Raw genomic sequence first — 26,270 nt, forward strand, 5'->3', positions numbered from 1 at the left:
GCCAGCCCGGCGCATTCTACTCGAATTCGCCATCCGTGCAAGCCCTGAATTTCGCTAACTTCTTGATTTGCAAGAGGTTTCGCCTAGGCCCTGCGCCGGAGAAGGTGCGCATTATAGGCACCCAGAAATGCCTGTCAACTGCGTTTCTGAATTATAAGAGCAAACTGTACATATATAGAAAAACTAAGACCCAGGGCGAACACGACATCAATGGAGCGGCGAGACCATATACAAGCTTTGCGGTTCAACGCGAAACGCTCTAAAGAAGTTAACCAGTGCTCATCTTGGGCATGAGCGACCCCGCCCGGGACGCTCCGCCCCATAGTTGTAAACCACTTCACAGTCGCATCAGTGCGTCACGCATAGGATGCGCACCTCATCAGGCGTGCCTGCATTTGCACGCAGCACCTCCAGCGCATGAAGCGCCCTGCAGCACTGCTAAGCAGGAACGAATCGAGTCACGGAATGACGTTTTCTACCAAGCTAGCCGCTCATTATTTAGCGGTAGCGAAATCTCCGATTACAGCAACCTCTTTTGCCGGCGATGACCTCCGCTACGCTGCTGAGTATGAAACGCTTGAACAAGAACTCGGGAAGGCAGCCTCGGTACACATCGCCGGGGCCATCGACTGGGAACTCGTGCGCGAAGGCTGCGAACGGCTGCTAACTACTCAGACAAAAGATCTGCGGATGGCCGCATGGCTAACGTGGAGCCTGTATCAGCGCGATTCGTTCACAGGACTCCATGCCGGCGTCGCCATGCTCAGCTACCTTTGCAGCGCTCATTGGGGTGAGCTCCATCCTCACAAGTCACGCACTCGCTCAGCAGCCATTACCTGGCTAGTACCCCGTATGGAGGATGTGCTGGCCGATCACGTGCCCATGGGAGAGCAGCTACCGCTTTTCGAGCACATCGCACTGGAGCTCCGGAGCCTTGAAAATAGCTTGGCGTCCCACTTAGGTGTTCAGGCCCCCCTCCTTTTACCGCTCTGTCGGCGGCTCGACGACATGGTCAAGCGTGCCGGGATTGCCCACCCGCAGCCAGGCCCCGTCGGCGCGGCCATTGCCCAGGTCAAACAGGCCGCCGCCCAGGTCTTAACCACAACCACTCCGGTCGAACATGAGAAGGACGCGCATAAAAGCTTGCGCGGCCTGCAGGATCAGGCACGACCATTATGCAGCTGGTGGCTGAAGCAAAAAGCAACCGACCTCAAACCGCTTCGACTGGCACGCACCCTGCTGTGGCTGCAGATCGACAGCCTGCCCGAGCGCAACGCTGAGCAAATCACCACTCTGCGTGGTATCCCAGCAGACAAGTTGGCCAATTATCGCGAACGTTTCGCCCAGGGCCTCTACGCCGATCTGCTGGCTGATCTAGAAGCCAGTATCGTTCGCGCACCTTTCTGGCTCGATGGCCAGCGCCTGGCCTGGGAATGCCTGAATGAGCTCGACGCCGAGCAGGCCATGCGTGAGGTTGAAATCCAGCTTGCGCTGTTTCTGCAACGTATGCCGGGTCTCGACGAGCTGCGCTTCCATGACGGCACGCCCTTTGCCGACGCGGAAACTCGCGCCTGGATCAGCGCCAGGGTGATGCCCCACGTGCAACCCGCCCAAGCGCCGAGCGAATCGCTCACTAGCCAGCCCGGCGCCCCCCCCGCTTGGGAGGAAGCCCTCCAGAACGTCCTTCCGCAGCTGCGCAAGGATGGCCTTAAAAGCGCCGTACAGAGCCTCAAGCCGGGTCTCAACCAGGCTCGCGGCGGACGCGAGCGCTTCTTCTGGCAGCTGACTCTGGCCCGGCTGTGCTTCCAAGCTAAGAAATACGACTTGGCCAAGACCCAGCTCGAATCCCTTGATCAGACGCTGCAAGCCTCCGGGCTCGGTGACTGGGAACCCATCAACGGCTGGCTGGCAGAGCAGGAGCTCATCACGACTCGCCACAGCCCGTGGGAATGGGAAGGCTTCGATTTTCTCGAGGATACCGATACCCCCAGCGCTGGGCTGGCCTACTACCTCAATGCGACTCGCCGCTTGTCCGACGATGAGAAGGCCAGCTACCAGGGCGCGATCGACCAGTCCGACAACGGCCCTGTGCGTAGCCGTCTCTACGACATCATCGACACCAACCGCGACAGCAAGATGACCTCGGAAGAGATCCAGGCGGCACTGGCAAAGCCCTGGCACGCCCAATCTATCTCGCAGCTCGTCACGCAGCATGAAAGCGAGTGGTTCTGGGAGGCTTCGCGCTGGGACGAACTCGATGATCTGATGGGCCACAGCCCCGATGATCCGAATCAGGATTGGGTCGAAGAGAAGAACCGCATCAAGACCCTGAGCTGGTGGGGCGATGTGGCCGACAGCCTGAAGCTGGATGCATCGGGCAAGGCCTGGCACTTCCAGCCGATCAACCTGGTGATGATGCAGAACCTTTCGGCCGCCCCGGCTTCCGAGCTGATCAGCGCCGAAGACATGAAGAAGATCTTCCCGTCCTCGCAAGAGGCCGTACGAGAAGAAGTCCGGACGCTATTCAACAAATATGCCGGGCTATTCGAGGTCAACACGCCAGAGCGGATGTCTCAGTTCTTTGCCCAAGTGAAAGCCGAAGTGGGCGACGCCCTCGTGGGCAAGGAAGAAGACCTGTGGTACTCGACGGCAGCGCTTCGCAGCCTGTTTGGCAGATACTTCAGCCATCACCCGCAGGAAGCGGACGAGCTGGGATACAAACGCATCACCATGCAGCAGTACAACGCCCTGCCCACCAGCGCGAAGAGTGGCTACAGGATCATCAAGAACTACGCCTATTCGCAGCTGCCGCAGGAAGACGAAATCGCCAAGCGCATCTACTGCTGTAGCGTGCACGGACAGAACTTCCACCTGACCCCCGGCGGCTGCGCGGAAGGGTTGTCCTACAAGGGCAAAGGCTTCATCCAGCTTACCTGGAAGGAAAACTACAAGTCCGTCGAGCGCCTGCTGAAAGCTAAGATTCCCAACGAAAACATCGACATCGTTGCCCACCCCAACCAGGTGCTGGAAACCAAATACGGCCTGCTGACTGCCCTGGGCTTCTGGGAGTGGCAAAGTCTGAACGCGAAGTCCGGCGACAGTACAACCCACACGGACGGGATCACTAAGGTCGTGAACTTCCACACCAAGAGCTACGACAAGCGGAAAGAAAACTTTGAATTCATCTACGGGATTCTGAAAAATGCACAATAAACTCAGCCTGCTGCATTTTTCGCTCGTTTCCACCCTGGCGCTGGTCAGTGCCATGGCCCACGCTGAAGCGATACGTTCCGAGGGACCGTCCTCGCTTCGGGAGCTGCGCCTCGTGGACAGTGGCGAGGCACGCGCCCAGCGCCTGGTGATCACCGACAGTACGGGCGCTACGGTGCTCGATACGGACAAGGCGCTGCCGCGCATCAAGAACGCCTACTCCCCTCACAGCTACGATGGCTATATCGCCAACCTGATCTCTGAACGGCAGGGAAAGCTAGCGGTGACCGATCTGCAGGGTGAGCGCCATACCCTACTTTCCTCCTCGGCCCAGGCGGGGGATTACCTGGCACTCATCACCCGGGAAGAGGGAAATGGCGCCTATAACTTCAACCTGAAATTCAGGTACGACGGTGCTGCGAAGTCTTTCGATCTGACGCAGATCCTGCTGAACGAAAACAACACCGAGTGCGACCAGTCCCTACTGAACACACATGCAGTCGACCGCGAGGCCCTCGCTTTCACGTCGCTCAGCGATTTTGACGGTACCCGCGCCTTTGACGCCCTGAAGGATCTGCGCCTCGCACACCAGACCTCGGGGCTGGCGGCGGAAAAGTTGATGCCGGAGGTGGCGTCCAGCAATTTCGACGCCGCTCTGAAGACCTACAAGGCGGGTAACGAGGACGAACTGAAAACCCTCGTCAGCTACTTCATGGCAGGGGATGAGGATGGCGCATGCGATCCCGAGAGCTACATCGTCGAAAAATACTACTTCCCGCAACAGGTCGGCTGGTCCAACGGTCTCGGCTTCCTGTTCGAGCAGGCGGGCTATTATCCGGAGGCCGCCGAACTCCTGAAACACATTACCCTGAAACACCCGGACAGAGTCGTTGCCTACCTGAACCTAGCGGACGCGTATTGGGCATTGGGCAAGCGAGCACAGGCCCAGGAAGCTTATAACCAGTATTACCAGAGAATGGCCGCCACCCAAAAGCAATCAAAAATTCCGCATCGAGTCATTTCGAGAAAGTGATGCGGACATGAAGTCAACGCTTCTCTTGAGAATGCTGTCCAGCTCCCTCGACGTCTTAAACATCAGCTGTTACACCAACCGACCACTTCTAGTAAACAGGGTGGATAACGCTCTGCTTATCCACCAGTCAATAGAGCGATGGGCTGGTGTTCACAGGTATTATACAGAGAACACGCGTGCTATTAGCCAATACAAACCAGGTCGAAATAGCGTTCTCCACCTCGAGAGCAACTAGAGTGCTCGGCATGAAAAAAATATCTATTGGTTTGCTCTTTCTTGCATTTCCAGCACTTAGCGATATCACTGGGGATCCATGTGAAAAAATTGAAATATCCCGGCAGGTAGTGCAATGCGCAGAATATAGAAAGGATCAGTCGGATAATATTCTGAATTTATCGTACAAGGCAGCTTTGGATCGAATCAGAAATCAGCACGGAAAGCCCCCCTCGTTGGCGGATCAATATATTTCTCTGTTGAGAGGGGCGCAGCGAGAGTGGATCGAACTACGAGACGCCGATTGCAAGCTCGAAGCTTTTGAAATAGAAGAAATGGAAGAAGCTTATCAGGTGACCATTAATAATTGCATGTCGAGGATGAGTGACGACAGGGCGACTTATTTGAATCGCATAGCGACTGATATATAAGTATCTATACGCACACAAACAAACCCTGAATTTACTCAATCTCAAGCTTATGTTAGTTACCTTATAGTAAAAAATAATAAATTGATCTTCAGATCGTATTGCGAGGCAAGCGGCAATTCCTTTTTAAGCCGAGCTGCCAAGCAAGGAATCGAAACAACTACGAAGCACCCTGAGAATTCAAATGAAATGTTAGTGGTCCGTATACAGATGTAACGAAGGCTCACTGCATTGTGTTCCGATCCTATTAATAAAATTAGAACCGCCCGGCAGGCGCATACGGCTCTGGATCCATAGCGGGGGTGCGCTCAAGCATCAGATCCGTTAGCAGCTGGCACGAAGCGGGTGCCAGCACCAACCCATTGCGGAAATGCCCGCAATTGAGCCAGAGCCCATCATGCCCCGGCACCGGCCCGATGTAGGGTATCCCTTCAGGCGAGGCGGGACGTAACCCGGCCCAGTGTTTGATCACCTCGGCATCGGCCAAGGCAGGAAGTAGATCGATCGCTGTCGCTCTGAGACTTTCGAATGCACTGCTAGACGGCGTCTTGTCAAAGCCGGCGTCCTCAAGCGTGCTGCCAACCAGGACATGGCCATCACGCCGGGGAATCGCATAACGCCGCTTGGCCAGAACCATGCTCGGCAGGAAATCTTCGGCGCATTTGAACAGAATCATCTGCCCTTTCATCGGCTTGACCGGCAATTCCAACCCCAGCGTTGCGAGCATGTCGCCACTCCACGCGCCAGCCGCTACGACCACCCGATCAGCACGCATTTCACCCCGCGCCGTCTCGACGCCAACCACCCGCTCGCAGTCACGAACGAAACCGGTAACCGGGCAATGCTCGATCACCTGCACGTTCGGTAGCTTGGCAAGCGCCACTCGCAAAGCGTCCAAAAGGCGCGGGTTGCGCACGTTGGCGACGTTCGGCATGAACACCGCGCGTGAGAACCCCGTTCCCAACGACGGAACGGAGGCACGAACCTGTTCCATCGGTACTCGATGCAACGGACGACCCTGACGCCCGGCCCAGTCCAGCGCCTCCTCTTCGTCATCCAGATCCAGCCAGTAAAGCCCGGTCTCGTACACTTCCGGATCGATACCGGTTTGCTCGAACAGACTCTCGCCAAGCTGCGGATAAAAATCCTGCGACCAATGAGCCAGAGCCGTGATCGCAGGACTGTAACGCCATGGGTAAAGCGGAGAAACGATTCCGCCACCGGCCCAGGAGGCTTCGGTGCCGACTCTTCCGGACTCCAGCAGGACAATAGTCTGCCCCGCATTTGCAAGACCGTAAGCCGACAACAAACCGATAACGCCGCCACCAACGATGATGGTTTCTCGTTCCACATGCTCCTCCGAGACTCTGGTTCACATTTCCAGCCATTAGCTCTTGGACTGACGCCAAGACTTGTCTAAAAGCTTCCTTTCGCCGTCCTGCGGGTCGGTCGAAGCCAGACGGCACCGCCATCAGGAAGGCGGCACATCATACGTGCAAAGGAACCGCACCATGCCGAACAAGGATCAAGGCTTTACTCTCGTCGAATTGCTGATCACCATCTCGCTGATTGCAATCATCAGCTCCATGGCCATGCCAGCACTGGCCGACCTCATCGCTTACAGCCGACAGCAGGCGCTGCTCACCCAAGTGCAGGATGCCATTCAGAACGCACGCTCCAAAGCGGTACTGCATCGTCAGACGGTCGTACTCTGCGGTACCAGCGATGCAGCCAGTTGCAGCAGCGACTGGAGCAAGGGTTGGCTGACCTTGGTGGAAGCGACCCAGGAAGTACTGGATGTGACTCAACTACCCACCGCCGATGAGCTGCGTTGGAGCGGCTTCGGCGATAGACGCATACGCTTCCATGCCAACGGCACCAGTCCTTTGAGTAATGGGCGTTTCTACCAGTGCCACAAGCAGGCTGTTGCCTGGCAACTGATTCTTAGTCGACAGGGCCGCTTGAAGCAGGGAACTCCGGCAGATAACGCAAGCAGAGCCTCACTCTGCAGCGCCTGACTGCGAATGACAAACATCGCCGCTCCATCCTCAAAGCATGGCTCCAGTCACGCCGGAGCCATCTCATAAGCCTGATAATCGTCCCGACAGCCGGTCATCATCACAAATGCACCGACCATCCCGGCATAACGGACAAAGCGCCCGAGCCACACCATTATCAACCGCTCAAGAATTCAAACGGAGCGCACCATGTCACGCCGCAGCGACATGCATGGATTCACCCTGATCGAACTGATGATCACTCTTGCCCTGCTGACCATAGTGTTAGGCATCGCAGTGCCCAACTTCACTGCGTTCATTCAGAAAACCCAGCTGCAGGGCCAGACCGACGATCTGATCGCCATCCTGCAGTACGCGCGTGGAGAAGCCGTCACACGCCGGACCACTGCCGAAGTACTCGTCGATGACGATGGCCCTTGGGTGGTACGCGTTGCTGGCCAATCCGCCAGAGAGCTAAGTCACACCACCAGCCAGGCCAAAATGGATGCAGATGTCGCAACCATTACTTATCGCGTCAACGGTACTGCCACCCCTGCCCTGATTACCGTCTGCCGGGACGATTCGCCCGAAACGGCCTATGTCGTGGAAGTACGAGCGAGCGGCGCGCCTGTTCGCCATGAGCGCGGCAAAGGCGCCGATGGTAACGCCCTGACCAGTTGCACGTTATGAGGATCGCCATGAGCAATAACAGAGGCTTTAGCTTGATCGAAGTGATGGTCACCCTGGTACTGACCACTATCGGCATTCTCGGCATGGTTGCCATGCAGGGCCGCAGCATTCAGTACACCCAGGATTCGGTACAACGAAACACAGCAATCATGCTGGCCAGCGACTTGGTCGAGATCATTCGCGCCAACCCTGGTGAAGTATTCACGAGGACCCCGCCGGCCGAACCCGTGTATAGCGGCTTCAAGAACACTTCTCTTTTTTACAAAGACAAAGGCAGTGATTTCACGACTGCTCCGGCGGACTGTGTCGCCAACCCTACGAGTGCCATCGAGATGCGCAACTGCTGGGTAGAAACCGTCGAAGCCTCTCTGCCTGGCGCTGAGGAACTCCTCGAATCTGCCTTCTATATCTGCCGCAGCTCCACACTCGGGACCTGTGACGGCAATGGCTCGATGCTGGAAATCCAGCTGGCCTGGACCGTCAAGGCAGGTGCCTGCCCCGATGATCAAGCGCCCAACGCCACCACCTGCATCTACAGAACGCGAGTAGAGCTATGAAAATTTCCCTCGTGCCCCAACAGAGGGGCATCTCCCTGATCGAACTGCTCGTAGCGCTGGCTATCAGCAGCTTCCTGCTACTCGGCATCTCCCAAATTTACTTGGATAACCAGCGTAACCACCTATTCCAGCAAAGCCAGTCCACGAACTTGGAAGGTAGTCGCTTCGTTGCGCTGATGCTCAACGACTATCTCGGCAAGGCAGGCTATCGTCGAGATCCAGCGCAACTGCTCGAAGATGCATTTCCCGAAGTATCGGCAAATAGTGACTGCGAAGCGTTTGCCAAAGGCGCAGTCATTGCTCCCACCAGAAACTCACTCGGTATCTGCCTGCGCTATCAGCCGCTCGTCAGCGGCGAACCTGACTGCCAAGGTGACGACAGCAAGGCGTTCGACGACAGCAAGCCCTTCCAGGCTCCGCCTGAAAGCGCTCTTATCACCTTGGCATTCAGCTACACGCCAGCCACCGAACTGCATCAGGGCTTGCTTGAATGCAAGAACCTTAACGCAAAGTCCCCTGGATCAATGGAACTCCTGGCAGGCATCGCGGATATGCGACTTGAGTTCGGCCTCGGCAGCAAGGACATGTTCGAGAAGAAACTGACGGAAGACAGTGGTCGGTTCATTGATGCCAGCACATGGACGATCAATAGCGGCCCGATCCGAGCAGTGCGTTACTCGATACTACTAGCCAGCCGTGAAGAACAACGCGACGGTGAATCCGCCATATTCGATGCATGGCTGGATAAAGCAGACACCACAAGCAAAGCCCGTCTGACCGCAGAAGACAAGAATCGCATCTACCAGGTTGCCAGCAGCACCCAGACGATCAGGAATCTAATGCCATGAAAGCTTTGAATCACGCCCGGCAACGGGGCGCAACCCTGCTGGTTGCGCTGGTCATGCTGCTAATTCTGACCGTTCTAGCCGTATCCAGCATGCGCGGCGTCGTGCTGGAGTCGCGAATAACGGGGAACAGGGCAGAGACCCAGCGCCTGCAAACCGCCGCGGAGGCCGCGCTACGCGAAGGAGAGTTCCGGTTCTATGGTCCAGCGTATCTGCGCGACAAGCTCGAGCCCCGAGAATCCAATTGTCAAAAGGCGAACAAACTGCAGGCCAATGGCGCCAACCGCCCGTGTCTGCTGGCAATAACCGCAGCAGAAGACCGCCTGGACTTCGTACTCAACCCATTACTCTTCCTGAAAAACAGCTCTGCGGATAACAAGACAGGGGCAGATAGCGATGCTGCTGCAAACACCGCTTTCATAACTTGGATGCCATATCGGGGAACAGTGCCAGGGGAGAATGAAAGCGATGAAAGCAATGTGACCAGTAGCGACCGCAACGCTTACTGGAATACTCATCTGATCGCCATGAACGAAGATGAATCCTCATTGAACCCTGAATACGGCGCAGTCATGGAAGGTCGGGGAACCTACTTCTACGTAGTAAATGGACAAGCGGCAGACGAATGGGCAGTGCAATCCACTACCGCGAATATCTATCTCGGCCTGAATAATTGAGAGTTGAAGAAATGAAAGGAAGACAGGTCAACAGCTCGACCAGTTTTATTATGAGCCTCATTGCAGGAACCACTCTAATGAGTGCAGCAATGAACATACAAGCAGCCGTATCGCAAAGCCCGCTCAGTCTGACGGTAGGTGTTCCACCTAATATCATTTTCACGCTTGATGAGTCGGGCAGCATGTCTTGGGGTTTTGTCCCTGACGCCATAGAGAGTCAAGTCATAAGCGGCAGCACCATAACACGCTTATATGCAGCACCAGAATACAACCCGATGTATTACAACCCCAACATCAAGTACATAGCACCGCCATCATTCGACACGAATGGCAATAAAATCGAGCTAACAACATCCTTCACAAACGCGCCCATAAATGGTTTCAGGCCAAACGACGGAAAACTTGACCTTTCCGATCACTATAGACCTACGGGAAAAGAGTACCGCATGCCAAGCGGCACGCACCAACGAGCCAACAACCCAAGCAATGATTTCAGTGTATCCATATCATTTTCAAGAAATGAGACAAAAACCGAAACTAGCGCTGCAGGAATAAGGTTTAAAGTAACCCGGTCCGGAAACAGCTACACATGTACGATTGAGCAAGCAGGCCCAGTCCTGAACAGTAACGACTTTTCCTGCGCAAGAAACAACAATATTTATACCGCTATAACACCAGCATACTATTATATTTATGATGACTCACTCGCCGGAGATTGTGACAAGACGAAAACAAGTTGCTACAAACTCGTCTTCGCCAAAGACAGCGAGAAGACAAATTTCGCCATCTGGTATTCGTTTTACAGAACAAGGGCGCTAGCGACCTTATCCGCCACCAGCTTGGCTTTTGCCCAACTTTCTCCAACTGTCCGTTTAGGCTGGCAAAATCTGGCATTGTGCACAAGCCTCAACGGGGGTGACACTAAGAACTGTAAAGACAATAAGTTCCGCCAATATGACGCCCAACATAAAGGACAATTCTATAGCTGGCTCAAAGATGTATATTTCAACAGCGGCACGCCACTACCAGCCGCAATGAAAAGGGCCGGAGAATTTCTCAAGGAAGACATTGCCTGGCATAAATTCCCAAATGCTCGCGTCTCATCCGATAAAAACACATCGGACAATACATATGCTTGCCGCCCAAGCTATCACATACTTATGACCGATGGGATGTGGAATGCCACAACTGGCAATCCCAGCTCTTTCAGGCATGACGGCATAGATATCAACTTACCTGACGGTAAGAAATATACCCAGCAACGCCCATATCAAGACGATACACCCAGCACACTTGCAGACTTGGCAATGCATTATTGGGCTACCGACCTCAACACTAAACTAGATAACAGAATCAGCCCTTATTTTGCCGACAAGGAAGGGACGGATACTGAGAAATACTGGAACGCCAAAAATGATCCTGCCACTTGGCAGCACATGAGCAACTTTATAATGGGCTTGGGGCTTACCAGTTCAATGAACGCTAGCGGTCTGCCATGGGAAGGAGACACATTCTCGGGAGGCTACAAGGCCTTGTTGGACGGTACGAAGAGCTGGCCCAAAGCATCATCAGGCTCGAATAATAACGTTTACGATCTATGGCACGCGGCAATCAACTCTCGCGGCGAGTTCTTTAGCGTTGACAGTCCTGACGCCATGGTTTCGGCCTTTGATGAGATTTTGAACCGGATTGCAGAACGAAAATCGACCGCAGCTAGACCTGCAATCAGCTCAGGACTAGTGATCGACGACACCGCTACCAGCGTTTCCTACCAGACCACCTATGCTAGTGACGAAAACTGGTCGGGTGATTTGAAGCGATTTTCCAAAAAGCTGGTAAAGAATGATGACGACCAATACGTAATTGAAAATACACAAGACTGGAGCGCGCAGAAACAGCTTCCGACTCCCGGCGGCCGCACGATAAAGATATCTAACGAAAATGGCGCAGATACCAACAAACTCAAAGACTTCAAGGTCGGTAATGCAGGCGATCCTGAAACCAAGGGCACCCTCGCCTACGCCCTGAACATAAATCCCGAGGTCGCCGGTGAGTCAGCGGACGGTAGATGGCAAGAACGGCTTAGTTACCTGCGCGGGGATAGCAGCAACGAAGGTTCTAACGCAGATAATTTCCGCCAACGCACTGCGGTACTGGGCGACCTATACGGCTCCAGCCCTGTCGTGGTATCAGGCGCCCGCTATCTGGAAGGATTCGCCAACAGGCTGGAAGGGCACATCGACGCTAATGGAGCTGTGACTCCTGGCGATAGCTCGTACTCTGCGTTCTTGGCAAAAACCATCGGAACAACAGACGGAGCGGTCAAACGCACGGGACGGGTCTATGTCGGTGGCAACGACGGTATGCTCCACGGTTTCAACACTGAAACCGGCGTCGAGGAATTTGCCTTCATTCCTTCCGCAGTTTTCGACAAGCTCAACAAGCTAACCGGTAAAAATTACAGCCATCAGTTTTATGTCGACGGCTCGCCTGTGGTAGCAGATGTCTACGATCACGATAACAAAAGGTGGCGCACCATTCTGGTCGGCACTTTGCGTGCCGGCGGCAAGGCGCTATTCGCTCTGGATGTCACTATCCCTGGCAGCGAACAATTACTCTGGGAATTCGATGCGAGCGATATCGAAGATGAAGATGCTGTCAAGCCAGGCTACAGTTTCGCTACCCCGACCATTGCCCGCCTGCATAACGGTCGCTGGGCCGTAGTTACCGGGAACGGCTATGAGAACGGTGCCAGCGATGGCAAGGCAGCGCTTTACGTCATCGACGCCGTGACCGGCGAGCTGACAAAGAGTCTGGAAGTTTCTGGAACCAGCGGCGCGGCAAATGGGCTTTCCAGCCCGGTACTGGCCGACTATAACGCCGATGGCGTCGCCGATTACGCTTATGCCGGAGACCTACAGGGGAACCTCTGGCGCTTCGATCTGCTGGGCCCGAATGCCAACCCTGAACGCGATTTGGCTGAGGGTGGCATCTACGGCGACAAGAACGGTAATGCTGATAACTTCAAGGTTTCTTACGGCGGAAAGCCGATGTTTACCGCAGCGTCCAGCAAGGATGCTGCGGCCCAGTCGATTACCGCCGCGCCTACTCTTATCCGTCATCCCAGCCGCATGGGTTATCTGGTGATTTTCGGCACCGGTAAGTTCTTCGAGGCAGAGGACAAAGATGGCGTCAAAACCCACGCCCAGAGCATCTACGGAATATGGGACACCAAAACCCGCGCGGAGAGTACCAGCGCACTCACTATCCAGCGGACTGATGATGAAGCCAATGGTCATCTGGTGAAACAGACGATCATCGAACAATTAACTGGAACCTATACCCAAGGTGGGACCAACCCGGCGCGCACAATCTCGAATAACCCCATTCAATGGACCACGGCCAATGCTGACGGCGTAGTCAGCGTCAATAAGTACGGCTGGTATCTGGATCTGGTAGTAAACGAGAACAAATTCGACGGCGAGATGCTGATCGAGAAGATGTCCACTCTCGGCCAGACCATTTTCTTCCAGACTTTGGTCCCCAACGATGACCCATGCGCCGACGGCGCAAGCAACTGGACCTACGCACTCAATCCCTTTACCGGCGGCAAGACTCTATTCCATGCTTTCGACCTCAGGCACGTCGACAGCAATAATGTTGTACATGTCGTAAGCGGTATCAAACAGGACGGTGAAGGCGGCATTACCATTTCACAGAACCCCGACAGCGGTTTCGAAGCCTGCACCGGCCTGGTATGCCAGACGATTTACCCGGACCCATCCAGTATTGGCCGCCAATCTTGGCGAGTAATAGGTAATTGAGCATGAAACAGCACAGCAAAGGCTTTACCCTGATCGAGCTGATGATCGTGGTAGGCATCCTGGGGATTCTCGCCGCGATCGCCTACCCCAACTATATGGAGTACGTACAACGCAGCAACCGGAGCGAGGGACAGGCATTGCTACAGGATGCAGCTGCGAGCCAAGAGCGATTCTTTGCGCAAAATAATAGCTATGTAACCGCTGCGGCTGACATCGCCAAACTTGGGCTGCGCGGCACCAATGGCACCACCGTCAAGTCGGATACAGGGAAATATACCTTGACCGTCGGCACAGGCGACGGGGGCTATTCACTGACTGCAACCCAAGCCTTTGGCGACGCTGCATGCGGCAATTTCACACTTAACGCGCTGGGCGTCAAAGGGAACACTGGGGGGAAAACCGTCGATCAATGCTGGAGGTAATGCGCTTTGGCGGCATGAAAAAGCCCGGCATCAATGCTGGGCTTTTTATGTAGAGAAGCAGGACTCACACCACTAATCGCAACTTGGGTGGTAATCAATTGATAGCTCTACACCTGCCTCACCCGCAGCTCCTTCGGCATCGAAAACGTTACGCTCTCCGGTCGCCCATCCAGCTCATTCACCCCGGTGGCGCCCCACTCACGTAATTGATCGATCACACCACGCACCAGCACTTCAGGCGCTGAGGCGCCTGCGGTGATGCCAATGCGGGCGTCTGCAGCGAACCATTCGCGCTTGAGGTCCTCGGCGCCGTCGATCAGGTAGGAGGGCGTATTCATGCGCTCGGCCAGCTCGCGTAGGCGGTTGGAATTGGAGCTGTTGGGGCTGCCGACCACCAGGACCACGTCGCACTCCCCTGCCAGTTGCTTGACGGCGTCCTGGCGGTTCTGGGTGGCGTAGCAGATGTCGTCCTTGCGCGGGCCGCCGATGCTGGGGAAGCGGGTGCGCAGGGCATCAATCACCCGGCTGGTGTCGTCCATGGATAGCGTGGTCTGGGTTACGAAAGCCAGCGCCTCTGGGTTGCGAACCTGCAACTGGGCGACGTCTTCCTCATCCTCGACCAGGTAGATCGAGCCGCCGTTGGCGGTATCGTACTGGCCCATCGTGCCTTCAACTTCCGGATGGCCCTCGTGGCCGATGAGGATGCACTCTCGCCCTTCGCGACTGTATTTGGTCACTTCCAGATGGACCTTGGTCACCAGCGGACAGGTCGCGTCGAAAACCTTCAAACTACGTCTATCAGCCTCTATTTTCACCGCCTGGGATACGCCGTGGGCGCTGAAGATGACGATGAAGCCATCCGGCACCTGATCGAGCTCATCGACGAAAATTGCGCCTCGCTCGCGCAGGTCTTCCACCACGAACTTGTTGTGCACCACTTCATGGCGCACATAGATCGGCGGCCCGAATACTTCCAGGGCACGGTTGACGATCTCGATGGCACGGTCGACACCGGCACAGAATCCGCGCGGGTTGGCGAGTTTGATTTGCATGTGACTTCTCGGCGCTCGGGGCGGGTGAGTTGTTGAGTGTAAATTTTTAGGCAGCAGTAAGAAGCGGGGCTGGCATCAGCACAACGACCATACGCGCGGCAGGGCTACGCACTCTGATTCGCCAGCAGGGATTAGCCGTCCCCAAATTCCTAAAGGAGCAGATTGCCTACGAAGCGAATTATTCAGACCGGCTTGACCTCGAATATCTCCACCTCGAACGTCAACGCCTTGCCAGCCAGCGGATGGTTGAAATCCACGGTCACCTGACGCTCATCGAAGGCTTTGACGATACCTGGCAACTCTGTTTTGGCGGCATCGTTGAAAATCACTAGCAGGCCTTCGGACAGCTCCATGCTTTCGAACTGACTGCGCGGCATGGTCTGCACATTTTGTTGATTGTGCTGACCGAAGCCTTGCTCTGGTGCGATCTGGAAGGTGCGTTTATCACCGGCTTTGAGCCCGAACAACTGCTGTTCGAACCCCGGCAACAAACTTCCATCACCGACCTTGAAGGTCGCCGGCTGCTTGTCAAAAGTCGTATCGACCTGCTCGCCATCTTCCAGACTCAACGCGAAATGGAGGGTGACCTGCATATCCTGCGCGATGCGTTGTTCAGTCATTTACCGCTTCTCCCGTTTTACTACTACGGAACATGTCCAGCGCCAGCATCACTGCGCCGATGGTGATGGCGCTGTCGGCAATATTGAACGCCGGGAAATACCAGCGGTTCTGCCAATGCACCAGGATGAAGTCGACGACATGGCCCAGTACGACGCGGTCATAGAGGTTACCGAGCGCGCCACCTAGCACCAGCGCCAAGGCAACCGCGAGCCAGGTCTCGTTCGGCTTCAAGCGCCTCATCCAGACCACCAGCACGGCACTGACGCCGATGGCGATCGCCGCGAACAACCAACGCTGCCAGCCGGAATGATCGGCCAGAAAGCTGAATGCCGCACCGGTGTTATAGGCCAGCGTCCAGGCGAAGTAATCGGGGATCACGTCGACCTTCTGGTACAGGCTGAAGTTGGCTTCGAAATAGTGTTTGGTCGCCTGGTCCAGGGCGATGACCAACACACTAAGCCATAGCCATGACAGCTTGCCGAAACGCGAAGTCATGCCTCTGCCCTCGAAAGAGCATGGCGGATTGCACCCGCCGTCGGGTCAAATCGTAGGGTGGGCCGGGCGACGCTCCGCTTCAGCCCACCGAGATTGCGTCCGTTCTGCCAACCGTGGGCTGAAGCCCACCCTACGAAGCCGACGCTCGCGACAGGCCGCAAAAGTCCACAGTGGGAACCCATCCTACGATCACGTGCGCTGTCACGCATAGTGACGCACCTCGCCAGCGCCTTCGATATTTTCAACACAGCGGCCGCAGATCTCTGGATGCGCCGCGTGACCACCGATGTCGGGCAGGTGGTGCCAGCAGCGGCCGCACTTGGCATAGTCAGTTTTGCTGACCTGCAGCTTGAGACCCGACAGCTCGCTTTGCACCGCATCGGCAGGTGCGTTGGCTAGAGGCGCTATCTTCACCGCCGAGGTGATCAGCACGAAGCGCAGCTCGTTGCCCAGCTTGGCCAGATCCGCCACCAGGGCGTCTTCGGCGTAGAGCACTACTTCGGCCTGTAGGTTGCCGCCGATGGTCTTGGCCGCGCGCTGGGCTTCCAGTTCCTTGTTCACCGCAGCCTTGACTGCCATGACCTTGCCCCAGAACTCACGGCCAAGTTCGACATTGCCTGGGAGCTCGGCCAGCCCCTCGTACCAGGTATTGAGCATGACCGATTCGTTACGCTCGCCCGGCAGGTACTGCCAGATCTCATCGGCGGTGAACGATAAGATCGGCGCGATCCAGCGCACCAGTGCCTCGGCGATGTGGTACAGCGCGGTCTGGCAGGAGCGCCGCGGCAGGCTGTCAGCGCCAGTGGTGTACTGACGATCCTTGATGATGTCGAGATAGAAACCGCCCAGTTCCTGTACGCAGAAGTTGTGCACTTTCTGGTAGACGTTCCAGAACTTGTAGGTGCCGTAGGCTTCTTCGATTTCCCGCTGCAACAACAGGGCGCGGTCGATGGCCCAGCGGTCGAGCGCAATCAGCTGATCAGCCGGAACCTGATGTTGCGCCGGGTCGAAACCGTCGAGGTTGGAGAGCAGGAAGCGCGCGGTATTACGAATGCGGCGATAGGAGTCGGCGCTGCGCTGCAGAATGACCTTAGAAACCGCCATCTCACCGGAATAATCGGTGGACGCGACCCACAGGCGCAGGATATCGGCGCCCAGGCTGTCGGTAACTTCCTGCGGCGCAACCACGTTGCCCAGCGACTTGGACATCTTGCGGCCGTTTTCATCGACCACGAAGCCGTGCGTCAGCAGCCCCGTGTAAGGCGCGTGGCCGTCGATGGCCGAACCGGTCAGCAGCGACGAGTGGAACCAGCCACGATGCTGATCGGAACCTTCCAGATACAGATCCGCACGCGGACCGTGGTCATGCCCCATCGGATGCGAGCCACGCATCACGTGCCAATGGGTGGTGCCGGAGTCGAACCAGACGTCCAGGGTGTCGCTGATCTTCTCGTAGTGCGCCGCTTCCTCGCCAAGCAGCTCGGCGGCGTCCAGCTTCGACCAGGCTTCGATTCCGCCCTGCTCCACGCGTTGCGCCACAGCTTCCATCAGTTCGACAGTACGCGGATGCAGCTCGCCGCTTTCCTTATGCAGGAAGAACGGGATCGGCACGCCCCAGGTACGTTGACGCGAGATACACCAGTCCGGGCGTCCGGCGATCATGCCGTGCAGTCGCGCCTGGCCCCAGGCGGGGACGAATTCGGTCTGCTCGATGGCATCCAGCGCCCGGCGACGCAAGGAACTGCCGTCGTGAGCAACCTTGTCCATACCGACGAACCATTGCGCGGTGGCGCGGTAAATCAGCGGTGTCTTGTGGCGCCAGCAATGCATGTAGCTGTGCTGGATGGATTCATGCTTGAGCAGCGCACCGACTTCAGCCAGCTTCTCGACAATCGCCGGGTTGGCCTTCCAGATGAACTGGCCGCCAAAGAACGGCAGATCCGATACGTAGACGCCATGACTCTGCACCGGGCTGAGAATATCGTCGTTCTCCATGCCGTAATGCTTGCAAGAGCGGAAGTCGTCTTCACCGTATGCGGGCGCCGAGTGAACGATGCCGGTACCGGCGCCGGTTTCCACGTAGTCAGCCAGATAGACCGGTGCGAAGCGCTCATAGAAAGGATGACGGAAACGGATGAATTCCAGCGCCTTGCCTTCGCAACGGGCGACAATCTCACCGCTCAGGCCGTAACGCTGCAGGCAGGATTCGACCAGTTCTTCGGCCAGCACCAGCAGGCGCTCGCCGATATCGACCAGGGCATAGACGAAGTCGGGATGCACGTTGAGCGCCTGGTTGGCCGGAATGGTCCAGGGCGTGGTGGTCCAGATGACGATACTGGCCGGTTTGGCCAACGCCGCCACGCCGAAGGCCGCTGCCAGCTTGTCCGCGTCCTCGACCTGGAAAGCGACGTCGATAGCGTCGGACTTCTTATCCTGGTACTCAACTTCTGCCTCGGCCAGTGCCGAGCCGCAGTCGAAACACCAGTTCACCGGCTTCAGGCCCTTGAAGACGAAACCACCTTCGACCATCTTCGCCAGCGCTCGGATTTCACCGGCCTCGTTGGCGAAATCCATGGTGCGATACGGATTGTCCCACTCACCGAGCACGCCAAGGCGGATGAAGTCAGCCTTCTGTCCCTCGATCTGCTCAGCGGCATAGGCGCGGCAGCGCTCCCGGGTCAGATCGGCTGGCTGGTTCTTGCCATAGGTGATCTCGACCTTGTGCTCAATCGGCAGGCCATGGCAGTCCCAGCCCGGCACATAGGGGGCATCGAAACCCGCTAGGGTCTTGGAGCGGACGATGAAATCTTTAATGACTTTGTTCACCGCATGGCCGATATGAATGCTGCCGTTGGCGTACGGCGGGCCGTCATGCAGGACGAACTTCGGGCGACCCTCGCCGATCTGCCGCAGCTTCCCGTAGAGGTCAATGCTGTTCCAGCGCTGCAGGGTCTCCGGCTCGCGCTGTGGCAGACCGGCCTTCATCGGAAATGCCGTGGACGGCAGATTGAGGGTCGCTTTGTAATCGGTCATTTCAGTCCTGACTCGTGGTAAAGGGTGAAGCTCGCCAGTATTCGCGAGCCGCGGCGATATCGGCTTCGATCGCCGTCCTGAGCGCCTCCAGCGAGGCAAAGCGCTGTTCGTCACGCAGCTTGCGATGAAAGGTCACGCGTAGCTGACGACCATAGAGGTCGCCCTGGTAGTTGAGCAAATGCACTTCGAGATGTGGCTTGCCGTCACTTTCGACCGATGGGCGCATACCGATATTGGCCACCGCCGGCTGCAGCACGTCATCGACCCCCGTACTCACCATAAACACCCCGCTGAGCGGCGTGCTCTTGCGCTTGAGCTGGACATTGGCGGTCGGCGCGCCAAGCTGACGCCCGAGCGCCTGACCATGCATAACCCGCCCGGCAAGGCTGAACGGACGACCGAGCAGGCGCTCGGCCAGAGCCAGATCGCCATCGGCCAACACTTGGCGCAGCCGCGTACTGCTGACGCGCTCTCCCTCCACCTCAATGGTGGTGGCAGCCTCGACACTGAAGCCTTCGGCAGCGCCCGCTTTCAATAGAAAATTGAAATCCCCGGCACGATCACAGCCGAAGCGGAAGTCATCGCCGACTTCGAGATGCTGGACGTCAAGCCCTTCGACCAGCGTCGCATGGACGAACTCAGCGGCGCTCATCTCGCGCAAACGACGATTGAAGGCCAGGCATAGCACCCGATCGATGCCCTGTTCAGCCAGTAGCTGCAGCTTTTCACGTAGCCGAGTCAGGCGTGCTGGCGCCTTGTCCGGCGAGAAATATTCGCGCGGCTGGGGTTCGAAGATCACCACACAACTGGGCAGGCCGAACTCGGCGGCACGCTCACGCAGGCGGGCCAGAATGGCCTGATGCCCACGATGAACGCCGTCGAAATTGCCGATAGTGGCAACGCAACCCCGATGCCGGGGCCGCAGGTTATGAAGACCTCGAACCAGCTGCATACCGCACTTCTTGCTTGAAAAGTCGCCGATTATACGCATGAGCCGCCAGTCGCGGACAGGTTTGCCGCGAGCCCGGCCCACCAATCAGTGACGAAGATGGCGCGGTCGCAAGCCGAGCACTACTAGCCCTGCAACGAAAGCCCCGATCCCGGCCACCACCAGCAGCCCCAGCTGCAACGCGCGCTGCTGCCACGCCCAGGCGAACCATTCGACCGACGGCGCGTTGAGGCACCAGATCGTCGCCACCATGGCCGCACAACCGCCCGCCAGCCGCAGGAGAAATACGCTCCAGCCCGGCGCAACTCGAAACACGCCGATCTTGTACAAGCCCCAAAACAGCAGTCCGGCGTTGAGCATTGATGACAGCGAAGTCGCCAGCGCCAACCCGACATGCTTGAGCGGCCAGATCAGGATCAGGTTCATCACCATATTGGCGACCATGCAAATAATCGCGACCCGCACCGGCGTCTTCAAATCCTGGCGAGCGAAGAAGCCGGGCGCGAGCACTTTGATCAGCATGAATGCCAGCACCCCAAGCGAGTAAGCCTCAAGCGCACGGGCCGACTGCACCACCGCCTCCTCGCTCATCGCGCCGTAGAAGAACAGGCTGGCAATCAGCGGCTCGGCCAGAATGCCCAACGCGAGCGCCGCAGGAATACCTACCAGCAGCACCATTCGCAGCGCCCAGTTGAGCGTATCGGAAAAAGCTTTGGGGTCTTCGCCGGCGTGCTGGCGCGAAAGGCTTGGAAGAATGACCGTACCAATGGCGATACCGAACGCGCCGAGCGGCAACTCCGAAAGCCGATCCGCGTAATAAAGCCACGACACGCTGCCAGTCTGCAGGAACGAGGCGAGCACCGTATCAAGCAGCAAATTGATCTGACTGACCGACACCCCAAATAACGCGGGAACCATCAACAGCATGATCCGTCGCACGCCCTCGTCACCGAACTTCACCCGAGGCCGCGGCAATAACCCCAGCTTGGCGACATAAGGAAGCTGGAAGGCCAGTTGAGCAAATCCAGCAATGAATACGCCCCAGGCCAGCGCCATGATGGGTTGATCGAAGTAAGGCGTAAGAAACACTGCCGAAGCGATCATGCAGACGTTAAGCAGCACCGGCGTAAAACCCGGCACAGCGAAGCGCCCATAGCTATTGAGCACACCGGACGTGAAGGCCGTCAGGGAAATCAACAGCAGGTACGGAAAGGTGATGCGCAGCAACTCGCCGGCCAACTGCATTTTCTCCGGCTCATCATGAAATCCCGGCGCGAAGAGCATCACGACATAAGGCGATGCCAGAACCCCAATGGCAGTAATGCCGGTCAGGATCAAGCCAAGCATGCCGGCCGTGCGATCGACCAGCAGCTTGACTTCCAGCAGCGTCCGCTTGGTTCGGTATTCTGACAGCACCGGCACGAACGCTTGGGCGAAAGCGCCTTCGGCAAACAGGCGCCGCAGAAAATTGGGAATTTTGAAGGCAATGAAAAATGCGTCCGCCGCAGCACCGGACCCGAAGTAGCTGGCCACGACCATATCGCGTACCATGCCCAGCACCCTGGACAGCAGCGTCATCACACTGACTACCGCGCTAGAACGCAGCAATCCGCTTTTGCCGGACGTATCGGACATTTGTTTTCCCAGAGGTTGCGACAGAGGTTCCGGCCAGCATTGGCCACCGGAATCGACGGGCAATTACGACAGATAAAGAGGCCGCGAGTTTAGCGGCAGCCCTTCTGTCCGGCCAGCGTCATCAATCTTCAGTCATGCTTGACAAGCCCGCGCCGCATCGGCATGATTCGCGGCCTTATTTGCTTTGTAATCCCACGTTTTCGAGGAGTTCGACGGTGGCCAACAGCCCTTCCGCCAAAAAACGCGCAATTCAGGCTGAGAAGCGTCGCAGCCACAACGCCAGCCTGCGCTCCATGGTCCGCACCTACATCAAGAATGTGGTCAAGGCCATTGATGCAAAAGATCTGGAAAAAGCTCGTACTGCTTACACCGCAGCCGTGCCTGTAATCGACCGCATGGCCGACAAGGGCATCATCCACAAGAACAAAGCCGCTCGTCACAAGAGCCGCCTGAACGGCCACATCAAGGCCCTCGGCGAAGCTGCTGCAGCCTAAACTGCAGGTTCTTGAAAAAAACCGGCCTAGCGCCGGTTTTTTTGTGCCTGGTTTTTGGATCGAGCACTGGCGAGCGATTGCCGCTTTAAGCGGCTATGCAGCGAATCATCGATCATATGCGTAGTAAGCCCTCCTCCGCAGGAAAGAGAACGTAAGAAAAACGTACATCAGCCAAGCGACCGTCGAGCTGACAATAGCTTGGTCGGTGTAGGGTGCGCTCCGCGCACCGGGCAAAGCCGGGCCGAAACGAGCCAGGCCTGGACTACGAGGCCCCAAGTTTCGGTGCGCGGAGCGCACCCTACGAGCTACGAACCTTATAGGCGCAATGCCTGGCTTCGCCGCCTATGGATTGTGCATCCAGGGGAGTATCGGAATCGCCGTTACGGCATTCTGCGGGCTACCTTCGATCACCCGGTCGCTATAAACCAGATAAACCAACGTATTACGCGCCTCATCGAAAAAGCGCACCACCTGCATGGTCTTGAACACCAGCGAGGTCCGCTCCTTGAACACCACCTCACCATCTTCAAGCTCATCACTCATGCGAATCGGCCCAACCTGCCGGCAGGCAATGGAGGCCTCGGCGCGATCTTCGGCAAGGCCGAGCCCGCCCTTGATGCCGCCGGTTCTGGCGCGAGACAAATAGCAGGTAACACCCTCGACCTTGGGATCATCGAACGCCTCCACGACGATCTTGTGATTCGGCCCGAGCCACTTGAAAACCGTGTCGACCTCACCCACTTCACGCGCCATGCTGACTGCCGGACAGACCAGCAGCACCATCAAAGCCTTCGCCAACCGCATCGAGCGCCTCATACCAGAATCATGTTGTCGCGGTGAATAAGCTCAGGCTCGTCGACATAACCAAGCAGCTTCTCGATTTCGTCGGATGAATGCCCCAGGATCCGCTGAGCCTCAGCAGCGCTGTAGTTGACCAGACCGCGGGCAACCTCCTGCCCTTCCGGCCCCACGCAGACCACCATTTCGCCCCGCCGAAACCCGCCCTGCGCCGCCTTGACACCGACCGGCAGCAAACTGCGATTCCCCTGCTTGAGCGCCTGCACCGCACCGGCGTCCAGTGTTAGCGACCCCCGCGTCTGCAGATGCCCCGCGAGCCACTGCTTGCGTGCGGCATGACGACTGCACTCCGGCGCCAACAGGGTACCCAACTGCTCTCCAGCCTTCAGCCTCGTCAACACGCTCTCGATGCGCCCACCGACAATCACCGTATGAGCCCCCGAACGCGCCGCCAAGCGCGCCGCGCGCAGTTTGGTCTGCATACCGCCACGGCCCAGCGCGCCGCCCGTCGAACCTGCCACTGCGTCCAGCGCAGGATCATCAGCGCGCGCCTCACTGATCAGATTGGCGTCGGGATTAGTCCGCGGGTCGGCATCGAACATACCGTCGCGATCGGTGAGAATGACCAGCAAGTCAGCCTCGACCAGATTAGCTACCAGCGCGCCAAGGGTATCGTTATCACCGAAACGGATCTCGTCGGTGACGACGGTATCGTTCTCATTGATGACCGGCACCACACCTAGATCTATCAGCGTACGCAGCGTGCTTCGCGCATTCAGATAGCGCTTACGGTCAGACAGATCGTCATGAGTGACCAGCACTTGGGCAGTTTGCTGCTCGCACCGACCGAAACTGGCCTCCCAAGCGCGAATCAGCCCCATCTGCCCCACCGCAGCCGCAGCCTGCAGCTCGTGAACAGCCTTGGGCCGTGCCGCCCAGCCAAGGCGACTCATGCCGGCGGCGACCGCGCCGGAAGAAACCAGCACCAGTTCGACCCCGGCCTGCCGCAGCGCCACCATCTGATCGACCCAGACAGCCATAGCCGCCTGATCGAGACCGCGACCATCAGCGGTCAACAAAGCGCTGCCGATCTTAACTACCCAGCGCCGCGCGCCGCTCACCTTGTCCCGCATCGATCCCGCCTTCTATCCAATATCCGGCCAAAACCATACCGGCGGGCAACGGACGAGCCAGCCCACCGAGCACCCGCACAAAGATCTGCAAACCACCACAACAAGCCTTAACGCACGTAGAAGATTTCCGCGCCGCCCTCGTCATCGTCGTCATCATCGAAGTCGTCGTCATCCACCTCATCTACCGGCTTGACGCCAGCGCGGCGCAACGCCCGCTGATCGTCAAGCGCCTGCAGGCGGGCACGCGCCTCGTCTTCGATCTGCTGATCCAGCTCGGCAAGCGCCTCGGCATAGGCCGGCTCTTCGCTAATACGCAGCGCTCGCTCATCCAGATAACGCATAATCGCCTGGCTCAATTCCTCGGTACCTTCCCGCTCCAACGCGGAAATCACGAAAACCGGCCCAGTCCACTCGAGACGCTCCACCACCTGACGCATGCGCTCCTCGCGCTCCTCGTCGAGCAGCTGATCAGCCTTGTTCAGCACCAGCCAGCGATCACGCTGAGCCAGCGCGGGGCTGAATTTCTCAAGCTCGTTGAGAATGACTTCGGCCGCATCGGCAGGATCACTTTCATCGAGCGGCGCCATGTCAACCAAGTGCAGCAGCAAACGCGTACGCGCCAGGTGCTTGAGGAAACGAATCCCCAAACCCGCACCTTCAGATGCACCTTCGATAAGGCCCGGAATGTCGGCAATCACGAAGCTTTTGTAGCGTCCCACGCTGACCACGCCCAGGTTCGGCACCAGCGTGGTGAACGGGTAATCCGCGACCTTCGGCTTGGCAGCCGACACGGAGCGAATGAACGTGCTCTTGCCGGCATTGGGCAAGCCCAGCAGGCCGACGTCTGCCAGCACTTTCAACTCAAGCTTCAAATCGCGCGCATCACCCGGCTTGCCCGGCGTGGTTTGCCGAGGCGCTCGGTTGGTGCTTGATTTGAAACGTGTGTTACCCAGGCCATGCCAGCCACCCTGCGCGACCAGCAGGCGCTGACCAGGCTTGGTCAGATCGCCGATGACTTCCTGCGTTGCCGCATCGATCACCGTCGTGCCAACTGGTACCGGCAGAACCAAATCCTCGCCCTTGGCACCAGTACATTCGGTGCTGCCACCTTTCTGGCCATTCGGCGCATTGAAGCGGCGGGTGTAGCGGTAGTCGACCAGCGTGTTGAGGTTTTCGTCGGCCATCAGATAAATGGAGCCGCCATCACCACCATCGCCGCCGTTGGGGCCGCCTTTCTCGATGAACTTCTCGCGACGGAAGCTCATCATGCCATTACCACCGTCACCGGCCTTTACAAAAATCGATACTTCATCGACGAATTTCATGGGAACGCCTCCCGCCGCAAGGACGGGCTAGAAAACAGGAATATAAGGGTCTTGCAGAACCATCGAAAACTAGAGCAAAGCAGTGTTTTGCAAGAGCCCTATAGAGGATACAGAAACAAAAAAGCCCCGTCGCATGACAGGGCTTTTCCAGCAACGCCGCAGTTAGGCTGCGACGACGCTCACGTAGCGACGACCAAAAGCGCCCTTCACTTCGAACTTGATCACGCCTTCGACTTTCGCGAACAGGGTGTGATCCTTGCCCATGCCAACGCCGTAACCGGCGTGGAACTGGGTGCCGCGCTGACGCACGATGATGTTACCGGCCTTGATGACCTGGCCGCCGTACATCTTCACGCCAAGTCGTTTGGCTTCTGAGTCGCGACCGTTGCGGGTAGAACCGCCAGCTTTTTTGTGTGCCATGAGTTCAATACTCCTATAAGGGGATTCAGGTCCGATTAGCCCTGAATACCGGTGATTTTGACCTCAGTGAACCACTGACGGTGGCCCTGACGCTTCATGTGGTGCTTACGACGGCGGAATTTGATGATGGTGACCTTGTCGTGACGACCCTGAGCAATCACTTCAGCAGTGACCTTGGCACCATCGACCACCGGAGCGCCGATCTTGACATCATCGCCGTTGCCAACCAGCAGAACGCGGTCAAAAGTGACTGCTTCGCCAGTGGCAACTTCGAGTTTTTCAATCTTGAGGTATTCGCCTTCGGCGACCTTATATTGCTTGCCGCCAGTAACGATAACTGCGTACATCTTGTATCTCCGTTGATCCTGCTCACCCAGCGCTTAAGTGAAATAGTTGGTGGCTGGCATGGCTGCTTGAGG

23 protein-coding genes are annotated in these 26,270 nt (G+C 57.2%); 11 read left to right on the plus strand and 12 right to left on the minus strand.

Annotated elements, in window-relative coordinates; translation table 11 throughout:
* Nucleotides 1–465: 465 nt before the first annotated feature.
* From tssA to E0D86_RS20415, 3 genes are all read left to right on the plus strand, one after another.
* Nucleotides 466–3,213 (plus strand): type VI secretion system protein TssA, encoded by a 2,748-nt coding sequence (tssA, locus tag E0D86_RS21720; RefSeq protein ID WP_131651861.1) that lies wholly within the window; start codon nucleotides 466–468, stop codon nucleotides 3,211–3,213.
* Nucleotides 3,203–4,243 (plus strand): tetratricopeptide repeat protein, encoded by a 1,041-nt coding sequence (locus E0D86_RS20410; RefSeq protein WP_131651862.1) that lies wholly within the window; start codon nucleotides 3,203–3,205, stop codon nucleotides 4,241–4,243. The genes tssA and E0D86_RS20410 overlap by 11 nt, the downstream gene beginning before the upstream one ends.
* Nucleotides 4,244–4,488: 245 nt before the next feature.
* Nucleotides 4,489–4,887: a lysozyme inhibitor LprI family protein gene (locus E0D86_RS20415; RefSeq protein ID WP_131651863.1), complete on the plus strand. Its 399-nt coding sequence runs from the start codon at nucleotides 4,489–4,491 to the stop codon at nucleotides 4,885–4,887.
* Between the two features lie 253 nt (nucleotides 4,888–5,140).
* On the opposite strand, the gene thiO is transcribed toward E0D86_RS20415, so the two are convergent.
* Nucleotides 5,141–6,235, minus strand: a complete 1,095-nt coding sequence (thiO, locus tag E0D86_RS20420) for a glycine oxidase ThiO (RefSeq protein WP_131651864.1) — start codon at nucleotides 6,233–6,235, stop codon at nucleotides 5,141–5,143.
* Between the two features lie 160 nt (nucleotides 6,236–6,395).
* Between thiO and E0D86_RS20425 the strand changes: the two genes are divergently transcribed.
* The 7 genes from E0D86_RS20425 (at nucleotide 6,396) to E0D86_RS20455 (ending at nucleotide 13,896) form a co-directional block, all read left to right on the plus strand.
* Entirely contained in the window at nucleotides 6,396–6,902 is a 507-nt protein-coding gene (locus E0D86_RS20425) for a GspH/FimT family pseudopilin (RefSeq protein WP_131651865.1), read from the plus strand.
* A gap of 189 nt (nucleotides 6,903–7,091) precedes the next feature.
* The gene (locus tag E0D86_RS20430) at nucleotides 7,092–7,571 is read left to right on the plus strand and encodes a GspH/FimT family pseudopilin (protein WP_131651866.1); all 480 of its coding nucleotides are present in this window, start codon (nucleotides 7,092–7,094) and stop codon (nucleotides 7,569–7,571) included.
* Between the two features lie 8 nt (nucleotides 7,572–7,579).
* Complete coding sequence (pilV, locus tag E0D86_RS20435) at nucleotides 7,580–8,128, plus strand: type IV pilus modification protein PilV (protein ID WP_131651867.1); 549 nt, start codon at nucleotides 7,580–7,582, stop codon at nucleotides 8,126–8,128.
* On the plus strand, nucleotides 8,125–8,976 hold the full coding sequence (locus E0D86_RS20440) for a prepilin-type N-terminal cleavage/methylation domain-containing protein (protein WP_131651868.1): 852 nt from the start codon (nucleotides 8,125–8,127) through the stop codon (nucleotides 8,974–8,976). Before pilV ends, E0D86_RS20440 begins: the two co-directional genes overlap by 4 nt.
* Nucleotides 8,973–9,650 (plus strand): PilX N-terminal domain-containing pilus assembly protein, encoded by a 678-nt coding sequence (locus E0D86_RS20445; protein WP_131651869.1) that lies wholly within the window; start codon nucleotides 8,973–8,975, stop codon nucleotides 9,648–9,650. Before E0D86_RS20440 ends, E0D86_RS20445 begins: the two co-directional genes overlap by 4 nt.
* A gap of 77 nt (nucleotides 9,651–9,727) precedes the next feature.
* A complete protein-coding gene (locus tag E0D86_RS20450; protein ID WP_256681287.1) occupies nucleotides 9,728–13,474 on the plus strand; it encodes a pilus assembly protein in 3,747 nt (1,248 codons plus the stop codon).
* A gap of 2 nt (nucleotides 13,475–13,476) precedes the next feature.
* The gene (locus E0D86_RS20455) at nucleotides 13,477–13,896 is read left to right on the plus strand and encodes a type IV pilin protein (protein ID WP_131651871.1); all 420 of its coding nucleotides are present in this window, start codon (nucleotides 13,477–13,479) and stop codon (nucleotides 13,894–13,896) included.
* A 107-nt stretch (nucleotides 13,897–14,003) separates the two neighbouring features.
* Here the strand turns inward: E0D86_RS20455 and ispH are convergent, their stop codons facing one another.
* The 6 genes from ispH to murJ form a co-directional block, all read right to left on the minus strand.
* Entirely contained in the window at nucleotides 14,004–14,948 is a 945-nt protein-coding gene (gene ispH, locus E0D86_RS20460; RefSeq protein ID WP_131651872.1) for a 4-hydroxy-3-methylbut-2-enyl diphosphate reductase, read from the minus strand.
* A 182-nt stretch (nucleotides 14,949–15,130) separates the two neighbouring features.
* Nucleotides 15,131–15,568: an FKBP-type peptidyl-prolyl cis-trans isomerase gene (gene fkpB, locus E0D86_RS20465; RefSeq protein ID WP_131651873.1), complete on the minus strand. Its 438-nt coding sequence runs from the start codon at nucleotides 15,566–15,568 to the stop codon at nucleotides 15,131–15,133.
* Nucleotides 15,561–16,064 carry a signal peptidase II gene (gene lspA, locus E0D86_RS20470; protein WP_131651874.1) on the minus strand — a complete coding sequence of 168 codons (504 nt, stop codon included), beginning with the start codon at nucleotides 16,062–16,064 and terminating at the stop codon, nucleotides 15,561–15,563. The genes fkpB and lspA overlap by 8 nt, the downstream gene beginning before the upstream one ends.
* 201 nt (nucleotides 16,065–16,265) lie before the next feature.
* On the minus strand, nucleotides 16,266–19,097 hold the full coding sequence (gene ileS, locus E0D86_RS20475; protein ID WP_131651875.1) for an isoleucine--tRNA ligase: 2,832 nt from the start codon (nucleotides 19,095–19,097) through the stop codon (nucleotides 16,266–16,268).
* A 1-nt stretch (nucleotide 19,098) separates the two neighbouring features.
* Nucleotides 19,099–20,049 (minus strand): bifunctional riboflavin kinase/FAD synthetase, encoded by a 951-nt coding sequence (ribF, locus tag E0D86_RS20480; protein ID WP_131651876.1) that lies wholly within the window; start codon nucleotides 20,047–20,049, stop codon nucleotides 19,099–19,101.
* Between the two features lie 84 nt (nucleotides 20,050–20,133).
* Nucleotides 20,134–21,681, minus strand: a complete 1,548-nt coding sequence (gene murJ, locus E0D86_RS20485) for a murein biosynthesis integral membrane protein MurJ (RefSeq protein ID WP_131651877.1) — start codon at nucleotides 21,679–21,681, stop codon at nucleotides 20,134–20,136.
* A gap of 215 nt (nucleotides 21,682–21,896) precedes the next feature.
* Between murJ and rpsT the strand changes: the two genes are divergently transcribed.
* Nucleotides 21,897–22,175, plus strand: coding sequence for a 30S ribosomal protein S20 (gene rpsT / locus E0D86_RS20490; protein ID WP_014854146.1), 279 nt, complete (start codon nucleotides 21,897–21,899; stop codon nucleotides 22,173–22,175).
* A 342-nt stretch (nucleotides 22,176–22,517) separates the two neighbouring features.
* On the opposite strand, the gene E0D86_RS20495 is transcribed toward rpsT, so the two are convergent.
* The 5 genes from E0D86_RS20495 to rplU all read right to left on the minus strand — a co-directional run bounded on the left by E0D86_RS20495 (nucleotide 22,518) and on the right by rplU (nucleotide 26,198).
* The gene (locus E0D86_RS20495) at nucleotides 22,518–22,979 is read right to left on the minus strand and encodes a CreA family protein (protein WP_131651950.1); all 462 of its coding nucleotides are present in this window, start codon (nucleotides 22,977–22,979) and stop codon (nucleotides 22,518–22,520) included.
* 8 nt (nucleotides 22,980–22,987) lie between these two features.
* Nucleotides 22,988–24,106, minus strand: a complete 1,119-nt coding sequence (proB, locus tag E0D86_RS20500; RefSeq protein WP_131651878.1) for a glutamate 5-kinase — start codon at nucleotides 24,104–24,106, stop codon at nucleotides 22,988–22,990.
* Nucleotides 24,107–24,213: 107 nt separating this feature from the next.
* A complete protein-coding gene (gene cgtA, locus E0D86_RS20505) occupies nucleotides 24,214–25,431 on the minus strand; it encodes an Obg family GTPase CgtA (protein WP_131651879.1) in 1,218 nt (405 codons plus the stop codon).
* 162 nt (nucleotides 25,432–25,593) lie between these two features.
* Nucleotides 25,594–25,851 (minus strand): 50S ribosomal protein L27, encoded by a 258-nt coding sequence (gene rpmA, locus E0D86_RS20510; RefSeq protein ID WP_025240448.1) that lies wholly within the window; start codon nucleotides 25,849–25,851, stop codon nucleotides 25,594–25,596.
* Between the two features lie 35 nt (nucleotides 25,852–25,886).
* A complete protein-coding gene (rplU, locus tag E0D86_RS20515) occupies nucleotides 25,887–26,198 on the minus strand; it encodes a 50S ribosomal protein L21 (RefSeq protein ID WP_019339712.1) in 312 nt (103 codons plus the stop codon).
* Between the last annotated feature and the right edge of the window lie 72 nt (nucleotides 26,199–26,270).

This window comes from Pseudomonas sp. IC_126 (assembly GCF_004331835.1).
Classification (GTDB): Bacteria; Pseudomonadota; Gammaproteobacteria; order Pseudomonadales; family Pseudomonadaceae; genus Stutzerimonas.

Coding starts and splice junctions, on each gene's coding strand:
- tssA (WP_131651861.1), top strand. CDS start 466: ATGACGTTTTCTACCAAGCTAGCCGCTCATTATTTAGCGGTAGCGAAA.
- E0D86_RS20410 (WP_131651862.1), top strand. CDS start 3,203: ATGCACAATAAACTCAGCCTGCTGCATTTTTCGCTCGTTTCCACCCTG.
- E0D86_RS20415 (WP_131651863.1), top strand. CDS start 4,489: ATGAAAAAAATATCTATTGGTTTGCTCTTTCTTGCATTTCCAGCACTT.
- E0D86_RS20425 (WP_131651865.1), top strand. CDS start 6,396: ATGCCGAACAAGGATCAAGGCTTTACTCTCGTCGAATTGCTGATCACC.
- E0D86_RS20430 (WP_131651866.1), top strand. CDS start 7,092: ATGTCACGCCGCAGCGACATGCATGGATTCACCCTGATCGAACTGATG.
- pilV (WP_131651867.1), top strand. CDS start 7,580: ATGAGCAATAACAGAGGCTTTAGCTTGATCGAAGTGATGGTCACCCTG.
- E0D86_RS20440 (WP_131651868.1), top strand. CDS start 8,125: ATGAAAATTTCCCTCGTGCCCCAACAGAGGGGCATCTCCCTGATCGAA.
- E0D86_RS20445 (WP_131651869.1), top strand. CDS start 8,973: ATGAAAGCTTTGAATCACGCCCGGCAACGGGGCGCAACCCTGCTGGTT.
- E0D86_RS20450 (WP_256681287.1), top strand. CDS start 9,728: ATGAGTGCAGCAATGAACATACAAGCAGCCGTATCGCAAAGCCCGCTC.
- E0D86_RS20455 (WP_131651871.1), top strand. CDS start 13,477: ATGAAACAGCACAGCAAAGGCTTTACCCTGATCGAGCTGATGATCGTG.
- ispH (WP_131651872.1), bottom strand. CDS start 14,948: ATGCAAATCAAACTCGCCAACCCGCGCGGATTCTGTGCCGGTGTCGAC.
- fkpB (WP_131651873.1), bottom strand. CDS start 15,568: ATGACTGAACAACGCATCGCGCAGGATATGCAGGTCACCCTCCATTTC.
- lspA (WP_131651874.1), bottom strand. CDS start 16,064: ATGACTTCGCGTTTCGGCAAGCTGTCATGGCTATGGCTTAGTGTGTTG.
- ileS (WP_131651875.1), bottom strand. CDS start 19,097: ATGACCGATTACAAAGCGACCCTCAATCTGCCGTCCACGGCATTTCCG.
- ribF (WP_131651876.1), bottom strand. CDS start 20,049: ATGCAGCTGGTTCGAGGTCTTCATAACCTGCGGCCCCGGCATCGGGGT.
- murJ (WP_131651877.1), bottom strand. CDS start 21,681: ATGTCCGATACGTCCGGCAAAAGCGGATTGCTGCGTTCTAGCGCGGTA.
- E0D86_RS20495 (WP_131651950.1), bottom strand. CDS start 22,979: ATGCGGTTGGCGAAGGCTTTGATGGTGCTGCTGGTCTGTCCGGCAGTC.
- proB (WP_131651878.1), bottom strand. CDS start 24,106: ATGCGGGACAAGGTGAGCGGCGCGCGGCGCTGGGTAGTTAAGATCGGC.
- cgtA (WP_131651879.1), bottom strand. CDS start 25,431: ATGAAATTCGTCGATGAAGTATCGATTTTTGTAAAGGCCGGTGACGGT.
- rpmA (WP_025240448.1), bottom strand. CDS start 25,851: ATGGCACACAAAAAAGCTGGCGGTTCTACCCGCAACGGTCGCGACTCA.
- rplU (WP_019339712.1), bottom strand. CDS start 26,198: ATGTACGCAGTTATCGTTACTGGCGGCAAGCAATATAAGGTCGCCGAA.